The 19,365-nt window shown below is 56.3% G+C and carries 13 protein-coding genes, 3 tRNA genes and 3 rRNA genes; 10 read left to right on the forward strand and 9 right to left on the reverse strand.

Going from position 1 to position 19,365, the window contains the following annotated elements:
* Nucleotides 1–50 precede the first annotated feature (50 nt).
* Nucleotides 51–851: a PhoH family protein gene (locus tag KUV46_10095; GenBank protein ID QYI99703.1), complete on the reverse strand. Its 801-nt coding sequence runs from the start codon at nt 849–851 to the stop codon at nt 51–53.
* Between the two features lie 241 nt (nt 852–1,092).
* Between KUV46_10095 and KUV46_10100 the strand changes: the two genes are divergently transcribed.
* The gene (locus tag KUV46_10100) at nt 1,093–1,626 is read left to right on the forward strand and encodes a gamma carbonic anhydrase family protein (GenBank protein QYI99704.1); all 534 of its coding nucleotides are present in this window, start codon (nt 1,093–1,095) and stop codon (nt 1,624–1,626) included.
* A 4-nt stretch (nt 1,627–1,630) separates the two neighbouring features.
* Here KUV46_10100 and KUV46_10105 read toward each other — a convergent pair whose 3' ends face one another.
* A complete protein-coding gene (locus tag KUV46_10105; protein QYI99705.1) occupies nt 1,631–2,179 on the reverse strand; it encodes a PAS domain-containing protein in 549 nt (182 codons plus the stop codon).
* A 205-nt stretch (nt 2,180–2,384) separates the two neighbouring features.
* On the opposite strand from KUV46_10105, the gene KUV46_10110 reads away from it, so the two are divergent.
* Entirely contained in the window at nt 2,385–3,353 is a 969-nt protein-coding gene (locus KUV46_10110) for a hypothetical protein (GenBank protein QYI99706.1), read from the forward strand.
* A 230-nt stretch (nt 3,354–3,583) separates the two neighbouring features.
* Nucleotides 3,584–6,115, forward strand: a complete 2,532-nt coding sequence (locus tag KUV46_10115; GenBank protein ID QYI99707.1) for a TonB-dependent receptor — start codon at nt 3,584–3,586, stop codon at nt 6,113–6,115.
* 60 nt (nt 6,116–6,175) lie between these two features.
* Here the strand turns inward: KUV46_10115 and KUV46_10120 are convergent, their stop codons facing one another.
* From KUV46_10120 to hfaA, 4 genes are all read right to left on the reverse strand, one after another.
* Nucleotides 6,176–6,559, reverse strand: coding sequence for a DUF4345 family protein (locus KUV46_10120; protein QYI99708.1), 384 nt, complete (start codon nt 6,557–6,559; stop codon nt 6,176–6,178).
* A gap of 102 nt (nt 6,560–6,661) precedes the next feature.
* Complete coding sequence (hfaD, locus tag KUV46_10125) at nt 6,662–7,960, reverse strand: holdfast anchor protein HfaD (GenBank protein QYI99709.1); 1,299 nt, start codon at nt 7,958–7,960, stop codon at nt 6,662–6,664.
* 41 nt (nt 7,961–8,001) lie between these two features.
* A complete protein-coding gene (gene hfaB, locus KUV46_10130) occupies nt 8,002–9,000 on the reverse strand; it encodes a holdfast anchoring protein HfaB (GenBank protein QYI99710.1) in 999 nt (332 codons plus the stop codon).
* Nucleotides 8,997–9,413 (reverse strand): holdfast anchoring protein HfaA, encoded by a 417-nt coding sequence (hfaA, locus tag KUV46_10135; protein ID QYI99711.1) that lies wholly within the window; start codon nt 9,411–9,413, stop codon nt 8,997–8,999. The genes hfaB and hfaA overlap by 4 nt, the downstream gene beginning before the upstream one ends.
* 269 nt (nt 9,414–9,682) lie before the next feature.
* Between hfaA and KUV46_10140 the strand changes: the two genes are divergently transcribed.
* The 7 genes from KUV46_10140 (at nt 9,683) to KUV46_10170 (ending at nt 16,675) form a co-directional block, all read left to right on the forward strand.
* On the forward strand, nt 9,683–10,111 hold the full coding sequence (locus KUV46_10140; protein ID QYI99712.1) for a CBS domain-containing protein: 429 nt from the start codon (nt 9,683–9,685) through the stop codon (nt 10,109–10,111).
* Between the two features lie 1,143 nt (nt 10,112–11,254).
* Nucleotides 11,255–12,708 (forward strand): 16S ribosomal RNA (locus KUV46_10145).
* A gap of 183 nt (nt 12,709–12,891) precedes the next feature.
* Nucleotides 12,892–12,968, forward strand: a tRNA-Ile gene (locus tag KUV46_10150).
* A 53-nt stretch (nt 12,969–13,021) separates the two neighbouring features.
* Nucleotides 13,022–13,097 (forward strand) — tRNA-Ala (locus KUV46_10155).
* 287 nt (nt 13,098–13,384) lie between these two features.
* A 23S ribosomal RNA gene (locus KUV46_10160) occupies nt 13,385–16,162 on the forward strand.
* Nucleotides 16,163–16,304: 142 nt separating this feature from the next.
* A 5S ribosomal RNA gene (gene rrf, locus KUV46_10165) occupies nt 16,305–16,419 on the forward strand.
* Together the 16S, 23S and 5S rRNA genes with 3 tRNA genes alongside form the textbook arrangement of a ribosomal RNA operon.
* A 179-nt stretch (nt 16,420–16,598) precedes the next feature.
* A tRNA-Met gene (locus KUV46_10170) sits at nt 16,599–16,675 on the forward strand.
* A gap of 99 nt (nt 16,676–16,774) precedes the next feature.
* Here KUV46_10170 and KUV46_10175 read toward each other — a convergent pair.
* The 3 genes from KUV46_10175 to KUV46_10185 form a co-directional block, all read right to left on the reverse strand.
* Entirely contained in the window at nt 16,775–17,728 is a 954-nt protein-coding gene (locus tag KUV46_10175) for an HNH endonuclease (GenBank protein ID QYI99713.1), read from the reverse strand.
* 149 nt (nt 17,729–17,877) lie between these two features.
* A complete protein-coding gene (locus tag KUV46_10180; GenBank protein ID QYI99714.1) occupies nt 17,878–18,195 on the reverse strand; it encodes a thermonuclease family protein in 318 nt (105 codons plus the stop codon).
* A gap of 136 nt (nt 18,196–18,331) precedes the next feature.
* Nucleotides 18,332–19,342 (reverse strand): hypothetical protein, encoded by a 1,011-nt coding sequence (locus KUV46_10185; protein QYI99715.1) that lies wholly within the window; start codon nt 19,340–19,342, stop codon nt 18,332–18,334.
* Between the last annotated feature and the right edge of the window lie 23 nt (nt 19,343–19,365).

The following is a 19,365-nucleotide window of genomic DNA, read 5'->3' on the forward strand; positions in this document are numbered from 1 at the left end:
ACAGGCGGCCCGCACGGACCGCCTGTCTTTATCCTCAGATGTTCTGACCGCTAAAGAACGCCGAGCATTTCCGCGACGAGCGGATGGCGCACGATGTCCTGGCCCTCGAGATATATGACTTCGGCGTCTGACAGTCCGGCGAGCTTTTCGGCGGCCTGGGCGAGACCCGAAAGGGATGGCAGGAGGTCCGACTGCTGCGGATCGCCCGTCACCGCCATGGTGGAGTGCCAGCCAAGCCGGGTCAGCAGCATCTTGAGCTGGGTGTAGGTGCAGTTCTGGGCTTCATCGATGACAACAAAGGCATTGTTCAGAGTGCGCCCGCGCATGAAGCCGATCGGGGCGATCTCGATCAGGCCTTCGCTCATCATGTGTTTGAGCTGCTGCGGCGAGAGCCGGTCGGCGAGGGCGTCATAGAGGGGGCGCAGGTAGGGCGCGAGCTTGTCTTCCATGGCGCCGGGCAGGAAGCCGATCTGCTCCCCGGCTTCGACGGCCGGGCGGGAGAGAATGATGCGCGCAACCTTGCCGGATTGTAGCGCTTCGACGGCCTTGCAGATCGCAAGATAGGTCTTGCCCGTGCCTGCCGGGCCGAGGGCGCAGACGAGCGATTTGGTTTCGAGCGCCTTCATCAGACGCGCCTGGTTTTCAGAGCGTGGCTTTACATTCTTCTGATAGCGCTGATCGCGCGGCGTGTTCGGGTTGCGGACCTTGTCCGCATCGTCGGGGTGCCATCCGCCATTGATCGCGTAGAGGCGTGCTTCCTGTCTGGACTTGCCGCCCATCTCTTCGAGGAAGCCCATGGCTTCAATCTCGTTCCTGGCTTTCTGACGCTTGGACACAGCACGCTTACCCATGAGGATCTCCTTTTCGGGCACAAAAAAACCGCCGGGCGGAATGCCGGGCGGCGACGAAGAACGGGGAGTGACTGGCTCCGGACCCGAGAGAGGGGCCGGGCGGGGTGGGTGTCAGGAATGGTCTCTGGACCATCAGCACTTGCCTCGCGAATCTCAACACCATTAGAGATTACCAGTATTAAGGCCCGGTTAACCAGTCGGTTTGGGCCAATAAAGTTTTATGAGAAGGGAGCCCTCCAATATGGCACTATTTGACCTCGATGGCGTGAAACCAGTCACACCGGACAGCGGCAACTACTGGGTGGCCGAGAATGCGACCGTTCTTGGCCGCGTGATTCTGAAGGAGAATGCCAGCGTCTGGTTCAATGCTGTGCTGCGGGGGGACAATGACCCGATCGAGATCGGCGAGAATTCCAACATCCAGGATGGCAGCGTGCTGCATACCGATCACGGCGTGCCGCTGACCATCGGCAAGAACGTCACTGTCGGCCACATGGTCATGCTTCATGGCTGCACGATTGGCGATGGGACCCTGATCGGGATTGGTTCAACAATCCTGAACCGCGCAAAAATCGGCAAGAATTGCATCATCGGGGCACATTCGCTCATTCCCGAAGGCAAGGAGATCCCGGACAATTCGTTGGTCATGGGCGCGCCAGGCAAGGTGGTGCGCGAGCTCGACGACGGCGCTGCGCAGATGATCGCAGCGTCCGCCAAGGTCTATGTCGAAAACTGGAAGCGGTTCAAATCAGGACTGACCCGCATAGACGGCTAGTCGCCTAGTCGTTGCTGGCCACGAGTTTGAGGCGTGGTTCCTTGGTGCGCGCGTCTGGCGGGTAGATTGCCGTCAGGCGGTGACGCCAGACGGGACGACCACGCAGGAAGGTCTCACCGCCGAGGGCCTGATAAAGGCCAAGGATGCGCGCGCCTGTCTCGATATGAGGCGGTTTTGCCAGCGGTGCGAGTGTCATTTCGATATCAACGCGCTCCCCGGTGAGGGATTCGCCTCGTGCGCGAACGATGCCGGGCAGCTTTTCACGTGAGATGATCTTCAGGAGGCTCGACAGCATATCGCGGTCATGGCCGGTCCATACGCCGAGAAAGTCATGGTCTGCCAGTTCGCGGCCAAGACAGGACTGAAGCTGGATGCCAGCGGTCCGGAAGAGCCACTGGTCGTCACCTTCCTGCTGGATCACGAAAAGTCGCTCGATCAGGTCCGGATGGTCCTTCGTTGTTGGCCCAGCCGGGACGTCCGACGCAGCAATAGACATGCGCTGCCAGGCAGACAGCAGGGTCTGGCTGTTCGGATGTAGGGTTCTGTCGAGCATTTTGACCTGCTTCTATATTCTGGCGTTTTCTCTAAAGCGTTCGACGGCCCGCAGGCTGTCGCCCACCCCTCATCGCAAGGCGCGGGCCAGTTCAGTTCGCTCCGCTGCGGGACAGATTTTCCGCCATCGGAACATTTTTCGCGGATCAGGCGAGAACTGGCACGCGGTGTGCATCTCCTGAGGGGAAGAGCCACGGAGACCCCTTATGCGCGTTTCATCACGACACACCCTGTTTGCCGGCGCTGGTGCAGCAGTCATCATAACCCTGTCAGGCCTCGCCTGGGCTGGCGGTGGAAATGGCGGTAATGGCGGTTGCAATACGTGTACCGCAAAGCCGGTTTCCCCTCCGACTTATAATGGCGGCCGTTCGGGCTGCTGTGACGGTGGCAAGCAGCATGCCCTGCGCGTGCCGGGCGTGAACGTGGCAGGTCCGAACATTTCCATCGGCGGCACGAATGTGAACGTGCATGGCGGCAGCCTGAATGTGTCGGCGCAGAGCTATCTCAATGTCACCGCAGGTGCATCGTCTTCCAGCGAAGTGATCGCCTATGCAGGTGGCGGCGGCGGTTTCGGCGGCCCGGCTCCGGTTGGCGTGACCTCGATCGGCCAGCTCAATGTGAGCGGCGCTGAAGAGACCTATACCGACACCGTGACCGAGCAGGTCCCTGAGACCGAAGAATACTGTGTCGACGAGGTCAGCTATCGCATGGCTTACCGTGCCGTTCAGGCTGTCTGCATCGATGACACCGGCTCACCGCATCCTGCTTCGCAGGTTGATGGTGGCCGCGATATCGCAGGCAATTATAACGGCGAAGTTTTCCGCTGTGTCGCTGGTTCGCGTCTTCAGGTCACGCTTGGCGAGATCTCGAATGGCCGCGCCGACTTCAACCGCGGCCAGACCATGGCCTGTGCCAAAGGCGAAGCGCTGGTTCACCGTCCGGGCGGCGACCTGATGTGCGCCCCGCAGACGCCGCAGCGCGACTGCAATGAGCGTTCGCTCCTTCGACGTTACGGCCCGGGTATCAAGGTGGTTGAAGCCCGCGTTGCCCAGGAAGTCTGCGTGCCACAGACCCGCACGGTGATGCGCGAAGTGACCCGTCAGGTCCAGCGCGTGCGCCAGGCTGAAGGCAAGCCGATGGTGTTCGATGGCGGCGTTGGCCAGGGCGTCTATTAGGCTACCAGTAATTTAAAAGGCAGGGACGCGTATTCTTTGCGCGCTTTGTGGGGGGAGAAACGCCGTGCTGTGGCTGCACGGCGTTTCTTTTTTTGATTTTGAACAATCTACCCGCTGAAATGTCGCGGCTCTGGCATTGCGGGTTGCATCTCTGCATAGCGCTGCTAATCAGGCGGAGAGTCCGTTAGAGGCTTGCTCAAATAATAAATCATACAGTTTGGAGACGTTAGATGAGGTTTCTTCCCAAGCCTTCGGTCAACTCGAAGGTGATAAAATTGTCGCTCTGCGCCAGCGTTGGTCTTGCGGCACTAATGAGCACGCAGGTGCTTGCTGCTTCCGCCCAGGAAGGCGAACAGGCCGAAGAAGGCCAGCGCCGCCTGAACGCTGTGGTTGTTGAGGCAACCCGCCGCGCCGGCACAACCGTGCAGGATGTGCCTGTGTCTGTTACGGCGTTCGACGCGTCGCTCCTGGAAGACACTGGCGTTGCGCGTCTCAATGACATTGAGCAGATCGCACCTTCGGTCCAGATTTCGCAGTCTGAATCTGCAGCATCGGGCACGAGCATTTCGATCCGCGGCGTTGGTACCGGTTCGAACAATCCGGGCTTTGAGCCTGCCGTCGGCGTCCTGATCGATGGCGTGGTTCGTACAAAGACGGGTATCGCCCTTTCCGAAATGCCTGAACTGGCCAGCATCGAAGTGCTGCGCGGACCACAGGGCACGCTTTATGGCCGCAACACGTCGGCTGGTGTCGTCTCGATCAATACCGCCAAGCCGCAATTCGAGCCTGATGCCTATCTGAAGGCAGGTTTTGGCAACTACAATATGTATAGCGGCGAAGCGATGGTTACCGGTCCGATTTCGGACAATGTCGCCGTACGCGTCGACCTGCTCAAGCGTTCGCGCGACGGCTATATCGAAGACGTAAACAGCGGCCGCGAGTTCAACAATCTCGACCGTTTCCTTATGCGCGGGCAGATGCTGTTTGAAGAAGGCGATGCCAGCCTCCGGGTCATCGGCGACTTCGGCAAGACCAATGAAGACTGCTGTGTCGCAGTGAACTTCAACCCAGGTCCGCTTGGCGCAGCCGTCAATGCAGGTGCTGCGCGTCTCGGCCTGGTCGGCATTCCGTCCGCCGACCCTGAAGATCTGAAAGTCGCAATTTCTCCAAACCGTGATGTCTCTGACGACGTCGAGGAATGGGGCATCTCTGCTGAATACCGCAACCGCGTCTTTGGCGATGCCAACCTGACGACGATCACGTCGTACCGTGACTGGGACGCCCTGCGCGATCAGGATATCGACTTCTCGGGCATCGATCGCGCCTATCGCGATGGCACGACGATCGGCGACAAGACGTTCACGCAGGAAGTTCGCCTGCAGGACACCTATGGCCGGCTCGACTGGCTGGTCGGCGCGTTCTACATGAACCAGGAAACGACCTATACCGACACGATCCGCGTCGGGACGCAGGCTAACCTCTACACCGACCTTGTTGCGTTCGGTGCCGCTGGCGGCCAGATCTTTGGCAGCCTCGACCCAACGGGCACGGTCGTCCCGTCCCTTCTTGGCAATATCAACCCGCTGACTGGCGCACCTGCTGCACCGGGCACGCCGGGTACGGTGCCATTCTTCATTCCTGGCTTCCAGCCGGGTCAGGGCCAGGACACCGACGATTTCAAGCAGACGACGAACGCTTTCGCGCTCTTCACGCATAATGAAATCGAAATCACGGATCGCCTGACGGCGACCGTGGGTGTTCGCGGCAACTATGAAGAGAAAGAGGTCGAGTACGATCTCGATGGCAACGTCACGCCATGTAACTTCTTCGCAGCCCAGCCGGGTGTCGCAGCCGCTCTCGGCCAGCTTGCGCTTCTCGTCTGTAACCCGGCCGTGAATAGTGAGTTCAGCGTCTCGGATTCTGACAAGTTTGACGAAACCACGGTCAGCGGTACCGCGAAACTCGCCTATGAGTTCTCGCCAGACTTCATGACCTACGCGTCTTACTCACGCGGCTACAAGGCCGGCGGTTACAATCTTGACCGCTCTGGTTTCGACAGCGTGCTGTTTGGCGGAAATGGCCCACAGCCATCCGACCTGCAATTCGATTCCGAAACGGTCGACGCCTATGAAATCGGCTGGAAATCGAGCTTTCCGAACCTGAATGCGACGATGAATGGCGCGATATTCTATCAGGATGTGACCGACTTCCAGGAGAACCTGTTCACGGGCACGAACTTCCGGACCTTCAACTCTGATGTTGAAAGCTATGGTCTGGAACTCGACACCTCGATCGCACCGGCTGACGGGCTGACCTTCCAGGGTGGCTATGCGTACACCAAGGCTGAGCGCCAGGGCGATATCCTCGTGCCATCCGGCACCGGGACGCTGACACTGCTGGCCCCCGGCGGCGAGCAGCTCGTCAACGTGCCAGAGCACGTGGTGACGGCATCGGGCACCTATCTCTACCCGGTCTCCGATAATCTCGAAGCACTGTTCCACGTGAATGCGCGCTACAACTCCGAGACCGCCCTGTCTGTGACATCAGCTGGGCTGACCGATAATGACGCTTACGCGCTCTTTGGTGCGCGCGTTGGCATCCAGTCACGCGACGGTCAGTGGGAGCTTTCGGTGTTTGGTGAGAACATTACCGACGAGTACTACAACTTCCTCGCCTTTGGTGTTCCTGAGCAGACCGGCACCAATGCCGTCTATCCAGGCACTCCGGCCATGTATGGCGCAGAGCTGAAGGTGAACTTCTAGGGCTCAAGCGTTCCGAACTGAAATGGGAAAGCCCCGCCAGCCTGACTGGCGGGGCTTTTTTTATGGTTTCGGGCGCTTGATGAGGGCGATAGACGCCAGAATAAAGCTCAGCACTTCGAAACTGGCGAAGGCCCAGCCATTGAAGGTCGGGCTGTCGCCGATAATCAGCGATACCAGCCGAGCGAGCGTGTAGCCGCCCATATAGACAATCAGGAACCAGAGCGCTGGGCGCTCAAATCGGGCTGGCATCAGCGCGCCGGCACCGGTGAGGCCTGCAGCTGCAAGGCTCACCCCGCCAAATATGCCGCGCATCTCGAACGCGGCATTGGAGCCGGTGACGGTTACATCCAGCCGGGCTGTCATTCCGATTGGGTCAATAATGGACCAGAGGCCGAAGCCGACGAAGAGAATGGCGATCGCGCCGAGAAAGATACGTGTAAGCATGCAAGGCGATATAGGCCGGAATTTGCGGCGGCGAATCAAAAACCCCTGCCATCTTGCGAGGGCAGGGGCCTTGGATCGGCAGATCCTCAGTCGTTTTGCGCGCTACTGCTCGCCGAGCGACTGAATGGTTGCGGCATTGCCGACAGCGCTGGCAGAGCCGTAGACGCTTCCGCCATAGCTGATGCTGGCCTGGCCTTGCGCGATGATATTGGCCGCATTGTGCTGGTTGATCCGGCCGCCGACGGCGCCATCGCTGCAGAAATTACAGACCGTAGCCGTTGCGGCGTTACCGATAGCGGTTGAGGTCACGATGCCCGTACCGCCGGTCCAGGATGCGCCATTGAGGTCTGCATAGCTGTAAACCGTACCGCTATTGTACTGGTCGGCATAAAGAACAGTGTCAGATCCGACATTCGAGATCAGCGCGGAGTTACCGACACCGTAGGAGCTTGCATTCGCATAGCCATTCCAGTGATCAAGGGTCACATAGGTCTGTGCGTCGATATCAGCATTGTTTTCCTGCTGAGTCGGCGCGCCATCAACGCCAAGCGTCGCATAGCCCCACTCATTATGGACCGTGGCAGAGTTACCGAAGCTGTTTGTTGCTGCAATGACGTTCGTGCCATTGCCCATATAGACATCGGTCGACGCAGAAACGCGGGTGCCGCTCTCGGTTTTCTGCAGGGCGCGGTTATAATTCGTGGTCGAATAGCCGGTCGAGGACGAGGCATTTGCGCCAGCAGTCGTTGCAAAAGAGGCCGATGTGCCATCGCAGCACATGTCAGCGTCGGTTTCTGCAGTGACATTCGCAGCGCTGTACTGCGTCTGGTCGGCAATGCTGAAGCCTTCATTATTGTCATTGGTCGACACGTTCGCGACCGCTGTCGTGGCGCTCGCTACCTGATCAGCCTGATAAAGGTCCAGTCGGCTGTACGCATCGACAGAGCCAGCGGCCTGCTGCTGCGCATAATAGCCGTTCGAGCCGTAATTCGTGCCGCCCGAAGACGCGTTGGCATAGGCCGTCGTTGTTGAGACAGCTGTGCCAGCCGAGTAACCGCGTAGGCGATTCGTCGCGACTGCCGCCGCATCGAAGCTTTGGCGGACCTCAGCATCGATATCACCTGCATGGCGGGTAGCGCTTGCGAGATTGCCGACAGTTGTCGAGGTGGAGACGCCGTTCGGCGTGTGATCGTCCAGCTGGACATCCATATCAGCCCAGACATTGCCGAACTGGACCTGGTCGATCGTGCCGGAAGCGACGTTGGCCGTGCTTTCAGCTTCCGATTCGGTCGCCTCGTCGCCCATATAAGGAATGTATTCCCAGTCCTGGGCGGCTGCGATGGCCGTCGTCGAGGCGGCGATCGCGAGAAGAGCCGAAAATCTGATTGCTGTCTTGGGCATTCTGGCCTCCATGAAGCAGTTATCTGTATCCGTGCGGGCGACTAGTTGCGGCCGCGAAGGACAGGGTCACGGCGGTTGTGCCAGGCCGAGACGGACTGACGCGATGGGCCGTTATATTCCTCGAGCGGAGCACCTGCCGGGCGGAAGTCGCCGGTGACGCTGTTGGTCGAGATGCCGCCAGCCGTCAGGGCACAGACGTCAGAGGTCGGTGCAGCGTAGAGATTCGCCATCATTTCCAGAACGGCACGCTCGAGAACTGAGCGAATCGCAAGCTGGATAGGCTCCTGCGCGCGGCCACCGATACCGATGTCGAACACATTGCCATTGGCGAAGTCGAACACGCCGAGCGAAACTTCGCGGCCAATGATCTGCTTCTGGTAGGAAATGACATCGACAACCTCGAGGCTCTCGGTTTCAACGAGACGCAGGTCGAGGCCCACATTGATGACATAGAGCTTGGCGCCGATGGAGCCTTTGGTGTCCATCGCGTCGGTGTCGCCGACAAAAGCTTCACCGCCAACCGAACGGATATTGTAGTTCAGCTCGGTGATGCCGCCGATCAGGTAATAGTCCGAACCCGGGATGGAGCCGGCATTGATGCGGCGGAAGTCCTGGGCCACATCGTCGCCGATCAGGCGGTTATTGGCGTATTTAAGCTCGAGCTCTGAAACAGAGGTATCGAATCGTTCGACCAGGCGGGCACCGGCTTTCGCAAAAGCGGAGATTGCCATGAGCGAGGCGCCCTGGGTCACGCGGCGGCCACCTTCAAAGTCTGCCTTGCCGGTATAGTCGAGGATGCGGCCGACCGCGATTCGCGGGGCGGCGTATCCGCTCTGACGGGCATAGTGGCCCATGCAGACGAGACCGTCGGAATAAGGCGTCGGGTTGGCGGTCACCGGGGCGTTGCCAATCGGGTCAGCATAGTTGCCGCCCGGGCCTGCTACCGGAGAGACACAGCCGGTTGCGAGCATGGCGCCTGCCAGGACTGCACCGGAGAGCCGCTTGGTTGCGGTCGATTTTGTCTTGCCGAGATTGATCATTGCAGGTCGAGCTCCCCATTGAGAACGACCGTCTGGTCGCCATTGTTGATCTGCGTGGAATCAATGATCACGGTGTTGTAGTTTCCGTTCGTGACCACGTTGAGCTGATTGCCGATTGCTGTTCCTGATCCGAGCATGCCCGGTGCACCTTCCGTCTGACCCCAGCTTGTGTAGAGGCCGGTGCCGAGTCCGGTGCCGCCATTGATCAAGCCATTGATAACGACGCGATTATTGCTCGCATCACGTGAAGTTGCGGTAAACGGCTGGCTTTCTTGTCCAGGAGCGAAGCCGTACGGGCGCTCAAATTGCGAAGCGCTGGAGGCAGCTTGCGCGGCTGCTGGCTGCGCGAAGCCCGCACCAGCTGCGATTACAAGGCCTGCCAGGCCGGTAAGAATTTGCGTCGTGTGTTTCATCTGCCGATCCCTTTTGGGGTTGATGCAGGGATCGGTTGCAATGGGTGTGCCAGTTTGCGGGAGCGGCGAGAGTTATTTTCGCCTCCTTGGGGAACACGTCACCGGCTTTTAGCGCCATCAGGGCGCAACTGACGGGGGAAATTGTGCCGATTTGCATCAGACTGACGCTTGCGGAAAACGAGTGATTCCTTCGCGCGCACGTGTGCGTGTGTTATAGAAGGACGAAACCGGAGCCAGAAAACTGGCCAGAGAGAACAGGGAGGATGAACATGCTGATTGAGCAGATCTTGAAAACGAAGGGCGGCGAAGTCCTTACAATCGACGCGCAAAGTTCACTGGGCGATGCAGCGAGATTTCTGGATGATGCGAAAATCGGGGCTGTCGTTGCCGTTAATGACTCGGGCCTTGCAGGTGTTCTCTCTGAGCGGGACATTCTTCGCCAGGTCGCACGGCACGGCGCGGATGCGCTGCAGATGACAGTCGAAGAGTCGATGACCCGCGGCGTTATCACAGCCAATCCGACCGAAAGCCTCGACCAGTGCCTTGCCCGTATGACTGACCGGCGCGTGCGCCATCTGCCCGTCATGCGGGACGGACGTCTTGCTGGCATCGTGTCGATCGGTGACCTCGTGAAATGGAAGATCGAGGAAACGCGCGCCGAAGCCGACGCCATGGCTGACTATATCAAAGGGCAATAATCACCTGTCAGGTGATATTAAGGCTTGCCAAGAACGACGAACAGATTCTATATGATCGGTTCCATCTGAAACGCCTCTGTCTATGTGGGGCCGGTGAATAGTCGGCTCAGCAAGGCAGCGTTTTGCGCCAAAAAGGCAGGGTGGCGGTGCGAACTGCCAAGCCTGTCAAAGAAGTGCAGAAGGGTTGTTGACGGAGGACGGACCGGCAAATAGAAGCCGCCCTTCTTCTGGAAAGACCTTCCGGTGAAAACGAGGTTCTCATGAACTTCGCGGGATCCGGGTTGTGCTTCAAACACTGCAGTTTCCGGCTTTCAGCCAGTCGCTGCAGAAGAGTGCAAAAGGGTTGTTGACGGGGGTTGGGCCGGTCTTTAAGAGCCGCCCTTCTCTTGGAGACGACCTGCCAGACGGAAGGGACCTTTCGGGGTTCTGGACGGACGGCAAGCGCTTTTGTTTCTGCGGATTTTGGGCCTTGTGCCGAGAACTGCAGAGGGTGCTGAAAAGGTTGTTGACGGGGGTCGGGCCGGTCTTTAAGAGCCGCCCTTCTCTTGGAGACGACCTGCCAGACTGAAGGGACCTTTCGGGGTTCTGGACGGACGGTAAGCGCTTATGTTTCTGCGGTTTTCTGGCCTTGTGCCGCGAACTGCAGAGGGTGCGAAAAAGGGTGTTGACGGAGTTTGGACGGCCTCATATATGCCGCCCTCTCCTGAGACGCTCAACTGGTTGAGACGGTGCCTCACGGCACAGATCGAAAGCCGGGTTTCGCGCTTCAAATTGCAGGTTTCGCGGGTCACTGCGAAGTTCTGCAGAAAGCGCAAAAAAGGGTGTTGACGGGGAATTCGGTGGCTCATATAAGCCGCCACTTCCGAAGCGGGGCAGACTGCTCCAGCCGAGGGAAGCGGGCTCCGGCCCTGGTTGTTTGACATCGTAGGATTATGGAAGAGAAACGCAGGCGGCATGAATAGCTTGCGGAGCCCTCAGGGGCTCCAATGCGATCATGACGATGCGTTTCAAGGAAATACCTTTCACTATTATTGGTTTCGGCCAGTGATTTTGTGAAAAGGGTTTCCCGTCAAAACGCAAAATTGCAATCAGCAATTTCCGGCCTCTATTCCAAGAGGTCGAGTACGTCAGAGATCGAGCACTCAACCTGAGAGTTTGATTCTGGCTCAGAACGAACGCTGGCGGCAGGCTTAACACATGCAAGTCGAACGACATAGTGGCAGACGGGTGAGTAACGCGTGGGAACGTACCCTTCACTACGGAATAGCTTCTGGAAACGGAAGGTAATACCGTATACGCCCTCCGGGGGAAAGATTTATCGGTGAAGGATCGGCCCGCGTTAGATTAGTTTGTTGGTGGGGTAATGGCCTACCAAGACTACGATCTATAGCTGGTCTGAGAGGATGATCAGCCACACTGGGACTGAGACACGGCCCAGACTCCTACGGGAGGCAGCAGTGGGGAATCTTGCACAATGGGCGAAAGCCTGATGCAGCCATGCCGCGTGAATGATGAAGGCCTTAGGGTTGTAAAATTCTTTCGCCAGGGATGATAATGACAGTACCTGGTAAAGAAGCCCCGGCTAACTTCGTGCCAGCAGCCGCGGTAATACGAAGGGGGCTAGCGTTGTTCGGAATTACTGGGCGTAAAGCGCGCGTAGGCGGGCTATTAAGCCAGATGTGAAAGCCCGGGGCTCAACCTCGGAATTGCATTTGGAACTGGTAGCCTAGAGACCAGGAGAGGTTAGCGGAATACCGAGTGTAGAGGTGAAATTCGTAGATATTCGGTGGAACACCAGTGGCGAAGGCGGCTAACTGGACTGGTACTGACGCTGAGGCGCGAAAGTGTGGGGAGCAAACAGGATTAGATACCCTGGTAGTCCACACCGTAAACGATGAATGCTAGTTGTCTGCGCGCATGCGTGCAGGTGACGCAGCTAACGCATTAAGCATTCCGCCTGGGGAGTACGGCCGCAAGGTTAAAACTCAAAGAAATTGACGGGGGCCCGCACAAGCGGTGGAGCATGTGGTTTAATTCGAAGCAACGCGCAGAACCTTACCCGCGTTTGACATGCCCTGTTTGGTTACCAGAGATGGTTTCCTTCATTTAGTTGGCAGGTGCACAGGTGCTGCATGGCTGTCGTCAGCTCGTGTCGTGAGATGTTGGGTTAAGTCCCGCAACGAGCGCAACCCTTATCCTTAGTTGCCAGCACGTTTGGGTGGGCACTCTAAGGAAACTGCCGGTGCTAAGCCGGAGGAAGGCGGGGATGACGTCAAGTCCTCATGGCCCTTACACGCGGGGCTACACACGTGCTACAATGGCAGTGACAATGGGATAATCCCAAAAAGCTGTCTCAGTTCAGATTGTCCTCTGCAACTCGAGGGCATGAAGTTGGAATCGCTAGTAATCGTGGATCAGCATGCCACGGTGAATACGTTCCCGGGCCTTGTACACACCGCCCGTCACATCATGGGAGTTGGATCTACCCGAAGACTGTGCGCTAACTTCGGAGGCAGCAGGCCACGGTAGGTTCAGCGACTGGGATGAAGTCGTAACAAGGTAGCCGTAGGGGAACCTGCGGCTGGATCACCTCCTTTCTAAGGATGCTTTCTGATTGTCTGCTCACGCAGGCTTCGAAAGCTCTGATAGACATAGCTGCAGAGCTTGCTCTGACAGCAAAACATATGCGGCTGTTTGTGCCGTCTTCGTTTCTCTTCCTTCATTCGCCGTGCCGGCCAGCTGGACGGCATAGTTCAGCGAGCCCCCGGGTCCTGGTATAAGGGCCGGTAGCTCAGGTGGTTAGAGCGCACGCCTGATAAGCGTGAGGTCGATGGTTCAACTCCATCTCGGCCCACCACGACCCAAGGGAGTGCGCCGGGCCCTATGCTGCAGCTTGATACTGGTACTTTTGGGGCCTTAGCTCAGCTGGGAGAGCGCCTGATTTGCATTCAGGAGGTCAGCGGTTCGATCCCGCTAGGCTCCACCATTCCTTGAATGGTGTGCGTAAGTTGCGAATGAAAGAAGTCATAAGTTTCCGGACTGCGGTCCGGGATGTTTGTAAATCGTAAGGGAAAGACTGATCCGGCCGACATGCCGATCCTCGTGATCGCTGTGTCTGCTTATAGCCGATAACGCAAGTGCCATAGGAGTATGGCAACACAGCTTGCGCCAAAGGGTCAGTCTGCAAGAAACCAACATGTCTGATCTGAAATTGTGAGCGGATTAGTGATGTACTGCAAAGTGCATTCACCTCCGCACACGAGTTTCGAATGAGATCAAGCGTCAAAAGGGCATCCGGGGGATGTCTTGGCGGTAAGAGGCGATGAAGGACGTGGCACTCTGCGATAAGCACGGGGGAGGCGAGAGCACCCTTTGATCCCGTGATTTCCGAATGGGGAAACCCACCTCCGAGATGAGAGACTGCAGGCTGGCATCCGTGTCAGCCCTTGGTCTTTCATTTCACTAGAGAGGTATTTCACACTGAATACATAGGTGTTGAAAAGCAAACCCGGGGAATTGAAACATCTAAGTACCCGGAGGAAAGGACATCAATTGAGACTCCGTTAGTAGTGGCGAGCGAACGCGGACCAGGCCTGGTCTGAAATAAGGAGAATGAGCTGGGAAGCTCAACCGTAGTGGGTGATAGTCCCGTATCCGTAAAATGAAGACCGTTTAGAGTAGGGCGGGACACGTGAAATCCTGTCTGAACATGGGGGGACCACCCTCCAAGCCTAAGTACTCCTTACCGACCGATAGTGAACCAGTACCGTGAGGGAAAGATGAAAAGCACCCCGACGAGGGGAGTGAAACAGTACCTGAAACCGGATGCTTACAAGCAGGTGGAGCTCTTCGGAGTGACACCGTACCTTTTGTATAATGGGTCAGCGACTTAGTGTTGCGTGCAAGCTTAAGCCGTTAGGTGTAGGCGTAGCGAAAGCGAGTCTGAATAGGGCGACTGAGTACGTAGCATTAGACCCGAAGGCAGTTGATCTATGCATGAGCAGGCTGAAGGTGGGGTAACACCCACTGGAGGGCCGAACCGTTGCACGTTGAAAAGTGCTCGGATGACTTGTGCCTAGGGGTGAAAGGCCAATCAAATCTGCTGATAGCTGGTTCTCCGCGAAATCTATTTAGGTAGAGCGTCAGATGAATACTCCAGGGGGTAGAGCACTGGATGGGCTAGGGGGACTCACCGTCTTACCAAACCTTACCAAACTCCGAATACCTGGAAGTAATATCTGGCAGACACACGGCGGGTGCTAACGTCCGTCGTGAAGAGGGAAACAACCCTGACCACCGATTAAGGTCCCCAAATTATAGCTAAGTGTGAAAGGATGTGGGGTTGCTTAGACAATGAGGAGGTTGGCTTAGAAGCAGCCATCCTTTAAAGAAAGCGTAACAGCTCACTCATCAAGCGACCCTGCGCCGAAAATGTAACGGGGCTAAAGCTATATACCGAAATCGTGGGCTCCATTGGAGCGGTAGCGGAGCGTTCTGTAAGCCTGTGAAGGTGCACTGTGAGGTGTGCTGGAGGTATCAGAAGTGAGAATGCTGACATGAGTAGCGATAAAGCGGGTGAGAGACCCGCTCGCCGAAAGTCCAAGGGTTCCTGCGTAAAGCTAATCTGCGCAGGGTTAGCCGGCCCCTAAGGCGAGGCCGAAAGGCGTAGTCGATGGGAACACAGTTAATATTCTGTGGCCTGGGAGTGTGTGACGAATTCCGAAAGTTGTCTGTCCTTATTGGATTGGATAGGCAGCCTGGGAGTTCCTGGAAATAGCCCTCCCGTATAGACCGTACCCTAAACCGACACAGGTGGACTGGCAGAGCATGCCAAGGCGCTTGAGAGAACGATGCTGAAGGAACTCGGCAAATTACCTCCGTAACTTCGGGAGAAGGAGGCCTCATACTGGGCAACCAGCTATGAGGGGCACAGACCAGGGGGTTGCGACTGTTTATCAAAAACACAGGGCTGTGCGAAGCCGTAAGGCGACGTATACAGTCTGACGCCTGCCCGGTGCCGGAAGGTTAAAAGGAGGAGTGCAAGCTCCGAATTGAAGCCCCGGTGAACGGCGGCCGTAACTATAACGGTCCTAAGGTAGCGAAATTCCTTGTCGGGTAAGTTCCGACCTGCACGAATGGCGTAACGACTTCCCCACTGTCTCCAGCATCGACTCAGCGAAATTGAATTCCCCGTGAAGATGCGGGGTACCCGCGGTCAGACGGAAAGACCCTGTGAACCTTTACTGCAGCTTTGCTGTGGCATCATAAAGTGTATGTGTAGGATAGGTGGGAGGCTTTGAAGCTTGGGCGCCAGTCTGAGTGGAGCCGTCCTTGAAATACCACCCTTATTCTTTGTGATGTCTAACCGCTCCCCTGGATGGGGACGGGACCCAGCATGGTGGGCAGTTTGACTGGGGCGGTCGCCTCCCAAAGAGTAACGGAGGCGCGCGATGGTAAGCTCAAGACGGTCGGACATCGTCTGTTGAGTGCAATGGCATAAGCTTGCCTGACTGCGAGAGTGACAACTCGAGCAGAGACGAAAGTCGGTCATAGTGATCCGGTGGTCCCGAGTGGAAGGGCCATCGCTCAACGAATAAAAGGTACTCCGGGGATAACAGGCTGATGATGCCCAAGAGTCCATATCGACGGCATCGTTTGGCACCTCGATGTCGGCTCATCACATCCTGGGGCTGGAGCAGGTCCCAAGGGTTCGGCTGTTCGCCGATTAAAGTGGTACGTGAGCTGGGTTCAGAACGTCGTGAGACAGTTTGGTCCCTATCTGCCGTGGGTGTTGGAAACTTGAGAGGATCTGTCCTTAGTACGAGAGGACCGGGATGGACATACCTCTGGTGGACCTGTCGTGGCGCCAGCCGCGCAGCAGGGTAGCTATGTATGGACGGGATAATCGCTGAATGCATCTAAGCGAGAAACCCACCTCAAAACCAGGTTTCCCTTGAGAGCCGTCGTAGACGACGACGTCGATAGGCTGGGTGTGGACGCGCCGCGAGGCGTGGAGCTAACCAGTACTAATTGCTCGATAGGCTTGATCTTGCGAAGCTTCGTGTGCGGTGGTGAATGCACCACCGCTTGAAGTTTCAGATCAAAAACACCTCTGATAAAATATAAGTGGTACATGCTCGAGAATGAGCATGAGTGACATGTTGGAATTTGCGCCATTGCCCGTTTCCGCCGACCCGGTGGTTATGGCAGGGGTTCCCCACCCGATCCCATTCCGAACTCGGTCGTTAAGTCCCCTCGCGCTGATGGTACTGCGTCTTAAGACGTGGGAGAGTAAGTCGCTGCCGGGTCCGCCGAAACGGGCGATGCGCAAAACTAGACACTTGCAGACAAGTCTTTTCCTTACAATTTACCGCCTTACGGGCGGAGCGTGGCCGGCCGCCTAAAGCCGGACCGCGATGCAGTCCGGCCCCAGTGGCCGGATTTCATGTTTCAGGGCTGGAGAAATCCGGTGCTGACAAAAAGCTGACGCGGGATGGAGCAGTCCGGTAGCTCGTCAGGCTCATAACCTGAAGGTCGTAGGTTCAAATCCTACTCCCGCACCCAAATAAGCCCCTGATTTCCTGACGGATTTCGGGGGCTTTTTCTTTTGTGGCTTACCGGGCTGGAAAGTTTGGAAGCATATTGGAAGCAGTCGGATACGTTTCAAAATTCGTAGAGCTCGCGGTGAAACGCGAGATACTTTTTTTGTCCCTCTGAGAAACTACCGACATTACGGCTTCTAAGACCTGGAAAGCCAAGCTGATCTAGTATCTCGTCAGAGACCTCAGCTTTAACAAGCACTGTGCCGTCGTCTTCGAAAGATATGAGCCCGCGGTCGAAAAGCCGATCGGCATTCGGACAAAGCAGAAGCCCATTGTTGCCGTCTAGGCGCTCACTAGCAGTCCGGCAGGCGCGCCATGGCAAGATGTGACTACCAATCAGATACCTAACGTCCTCAACGCCTGACAGCCGGCAACGTCCTTCTGTCTCAATCACGTTCTGTTTGAACTGTCCTTGCCCGCGCCGAGCCTTAACCAGGCTCTCTTTCTCCAAGGTGCTTAGATCGTCATCATCGGTAATTGCATTTTCGATCACATCCTCAGTCGTGTCGATTGGGTCGGATGGATACGTTTGTTGTTGCAATTTCTGGAGGGCTGTTACGTCTTGCGTAGAGCAATGCTTTAGGATGACGCTCAAAAGGCCTTCTGAAACGCTCGCCAAATATGCTGCTTGATTACCGTGGCCGTTCACCGCTCGTATGGGTGAGTACTTTTCAGGGAGTTCTGGCGCTAGTTCAGCAATAATGTTTTGTGGCCGCACAGGCGCACCCAGTGAGTGCCATCGTACTGGAAGCATCCAGCCAATATTATTCCAGTCGTTGCCGTCGTCGTCATACTCCGCCGGCTTTGCTGCGGTCGTCGCTTCAGACCGGACAACACCAATATCTTTAATTTCCGTACTTGCGAAAGAAATTACGAAATCGCCAGGCCTGGCAAGCGTCATATTCGAGTAAAACCGATTGGCGCTACCATTCGTTTTTCGTTTTGGTGACCAGAGATAGCCGCCGTTACGTTCGAATTTGTACTTAGATTTATGATTTACCCACCAAACGCTCAAACGTATTGCCCTCAACTTTAATGGTCGTTGTTGCAGGCTTGCATTGATGTATGAACGCGCTTGAGATTCCAACCCACAATAGGGAGGAATTAAGCTTCTAATTCTTTAGGGCGCGGCCTCGAATGACTCTAGGCAGTTCGTGAATTCGCCTAGTCCGTCCCCGCGCACCAATTGGGCTTATCTGAGAGGGCTCGGCTTCCGTCGTGAGGCCAAGGCGCAAGGTATCCGGCGTTTATCCCCGCTTGAGCTACGTCCTCTCCATTAGCGGACAATGACAGCACTAGGCGCCCGTAACGATCTGTAGCGTCGCGATCGGTAATTGCGAGTTCTGCGTCATTTGTAAGCTGGACCATGAACTGTTTAGCTTCATATCCCAGCTCTCGTTCTCGCTCGCACTCCGCGCCGCCAATGGCAGCTCCGACGCCGCCGGTCTCTGGTGCATCCACATCCGCCAGTCTGAATTCCATTCCGTCGATACGGCCGCTATCACCGTCCGACCAATAGATTTTGCTAACCCGGTCTGCAGTATGATATTCTGAGCCGCACGCGGTTAGCACAATAACCGCGAGAGCGCCCACTCTCAGCGGTGTTGCCCTGTTCGTTCTAAACCAGCAATGCATAGTTTAGAGTCCGATCTTCAAAACGCGATTGGTTGAAATCAATTTTGACCTCTCCGCCTGCAAGATTCTCGAATTTCGTTTTTACATGCTGTGCAGGATTTAGAATTCGGATTTCCCTATCGGAGGGAAAGACCTGCTGGAGCAGATAACGGAACATACCCTCTACTAAAAAATCGTCCTCGGACACGTTGAGTCCGATGATTGAAACCCCGCCACGCCGAAGATTTATGAATTCCAATCTATACCAAAGCGTCGCCAGCGATCTAACGTCGTAGGCCTTACCAAAACCCGGAAGCACGAGAAATGGACGTACGGCTGGTGAATTGAAGAGATTTTGTTCCCAAGTGACACGTTTCCTCAAATTGTTCGAGGCGTAAAATTCGTATTCTGAACCTTCTGCGACAAAACCGATTTTGTTGTTGTCAATTTTAGTGGAAGCCGGCGGCTTTTCTTCTGGTTGGGTTCGATGCCAATTTATGGAGCCATGCAGTTTAATGATCGGAATGGCGTTCTCCTCAAACAGATAAGAGAAAGGTTTTCCAATTTGTTCGAGGGCATTCTCTAATAGGCAGTCCCAATTGAACGTAAGAACGATATCATTGCTGTCCAAGTTGGCTGCGAAGTTCAGGTATAGCTGTGGCGTGTCGGCAATTTCGGGGGTTGAAAGCGCAATAGCTTGTGCAAGACAGCGCTTTAGAGGAACGCGCTCTCTGCTTCCGTGCTCGCTATATCTTTCGTTTCCGCCATGCTCCCTCAGCTCGATGAAGTCTAAAAGCGTGCACAACCGCGCAAAGTCTGCTGCAGAGCTTGCATTGAGCGATTTGATTCCAGCAGCTTTTGCGTACTCGGATATTCTTTCATAGATGCCTGGAATATCTCGGCGCATGAGATTCAGCGCTTCGGGAAGCAGCGTATTGGTCATGTGGATGCCGGCCGAAGCCGAGAATCCGGCCCCGAGAATAAAGATCCGTCCATCTTCCATTTTAACTGACATTTATGCCCACCATTTCCATGTCA

Origin of the sequence: Thalassovita mediterranea, from assembly GCA_019448215.1 — a bacterium.
Classification (GTDB): domain Bacteria; phylum Pseudomonadota; class Alphaproteobacteria; order Caulobacterales; family Hyphomonadaceae; genus Henriciella.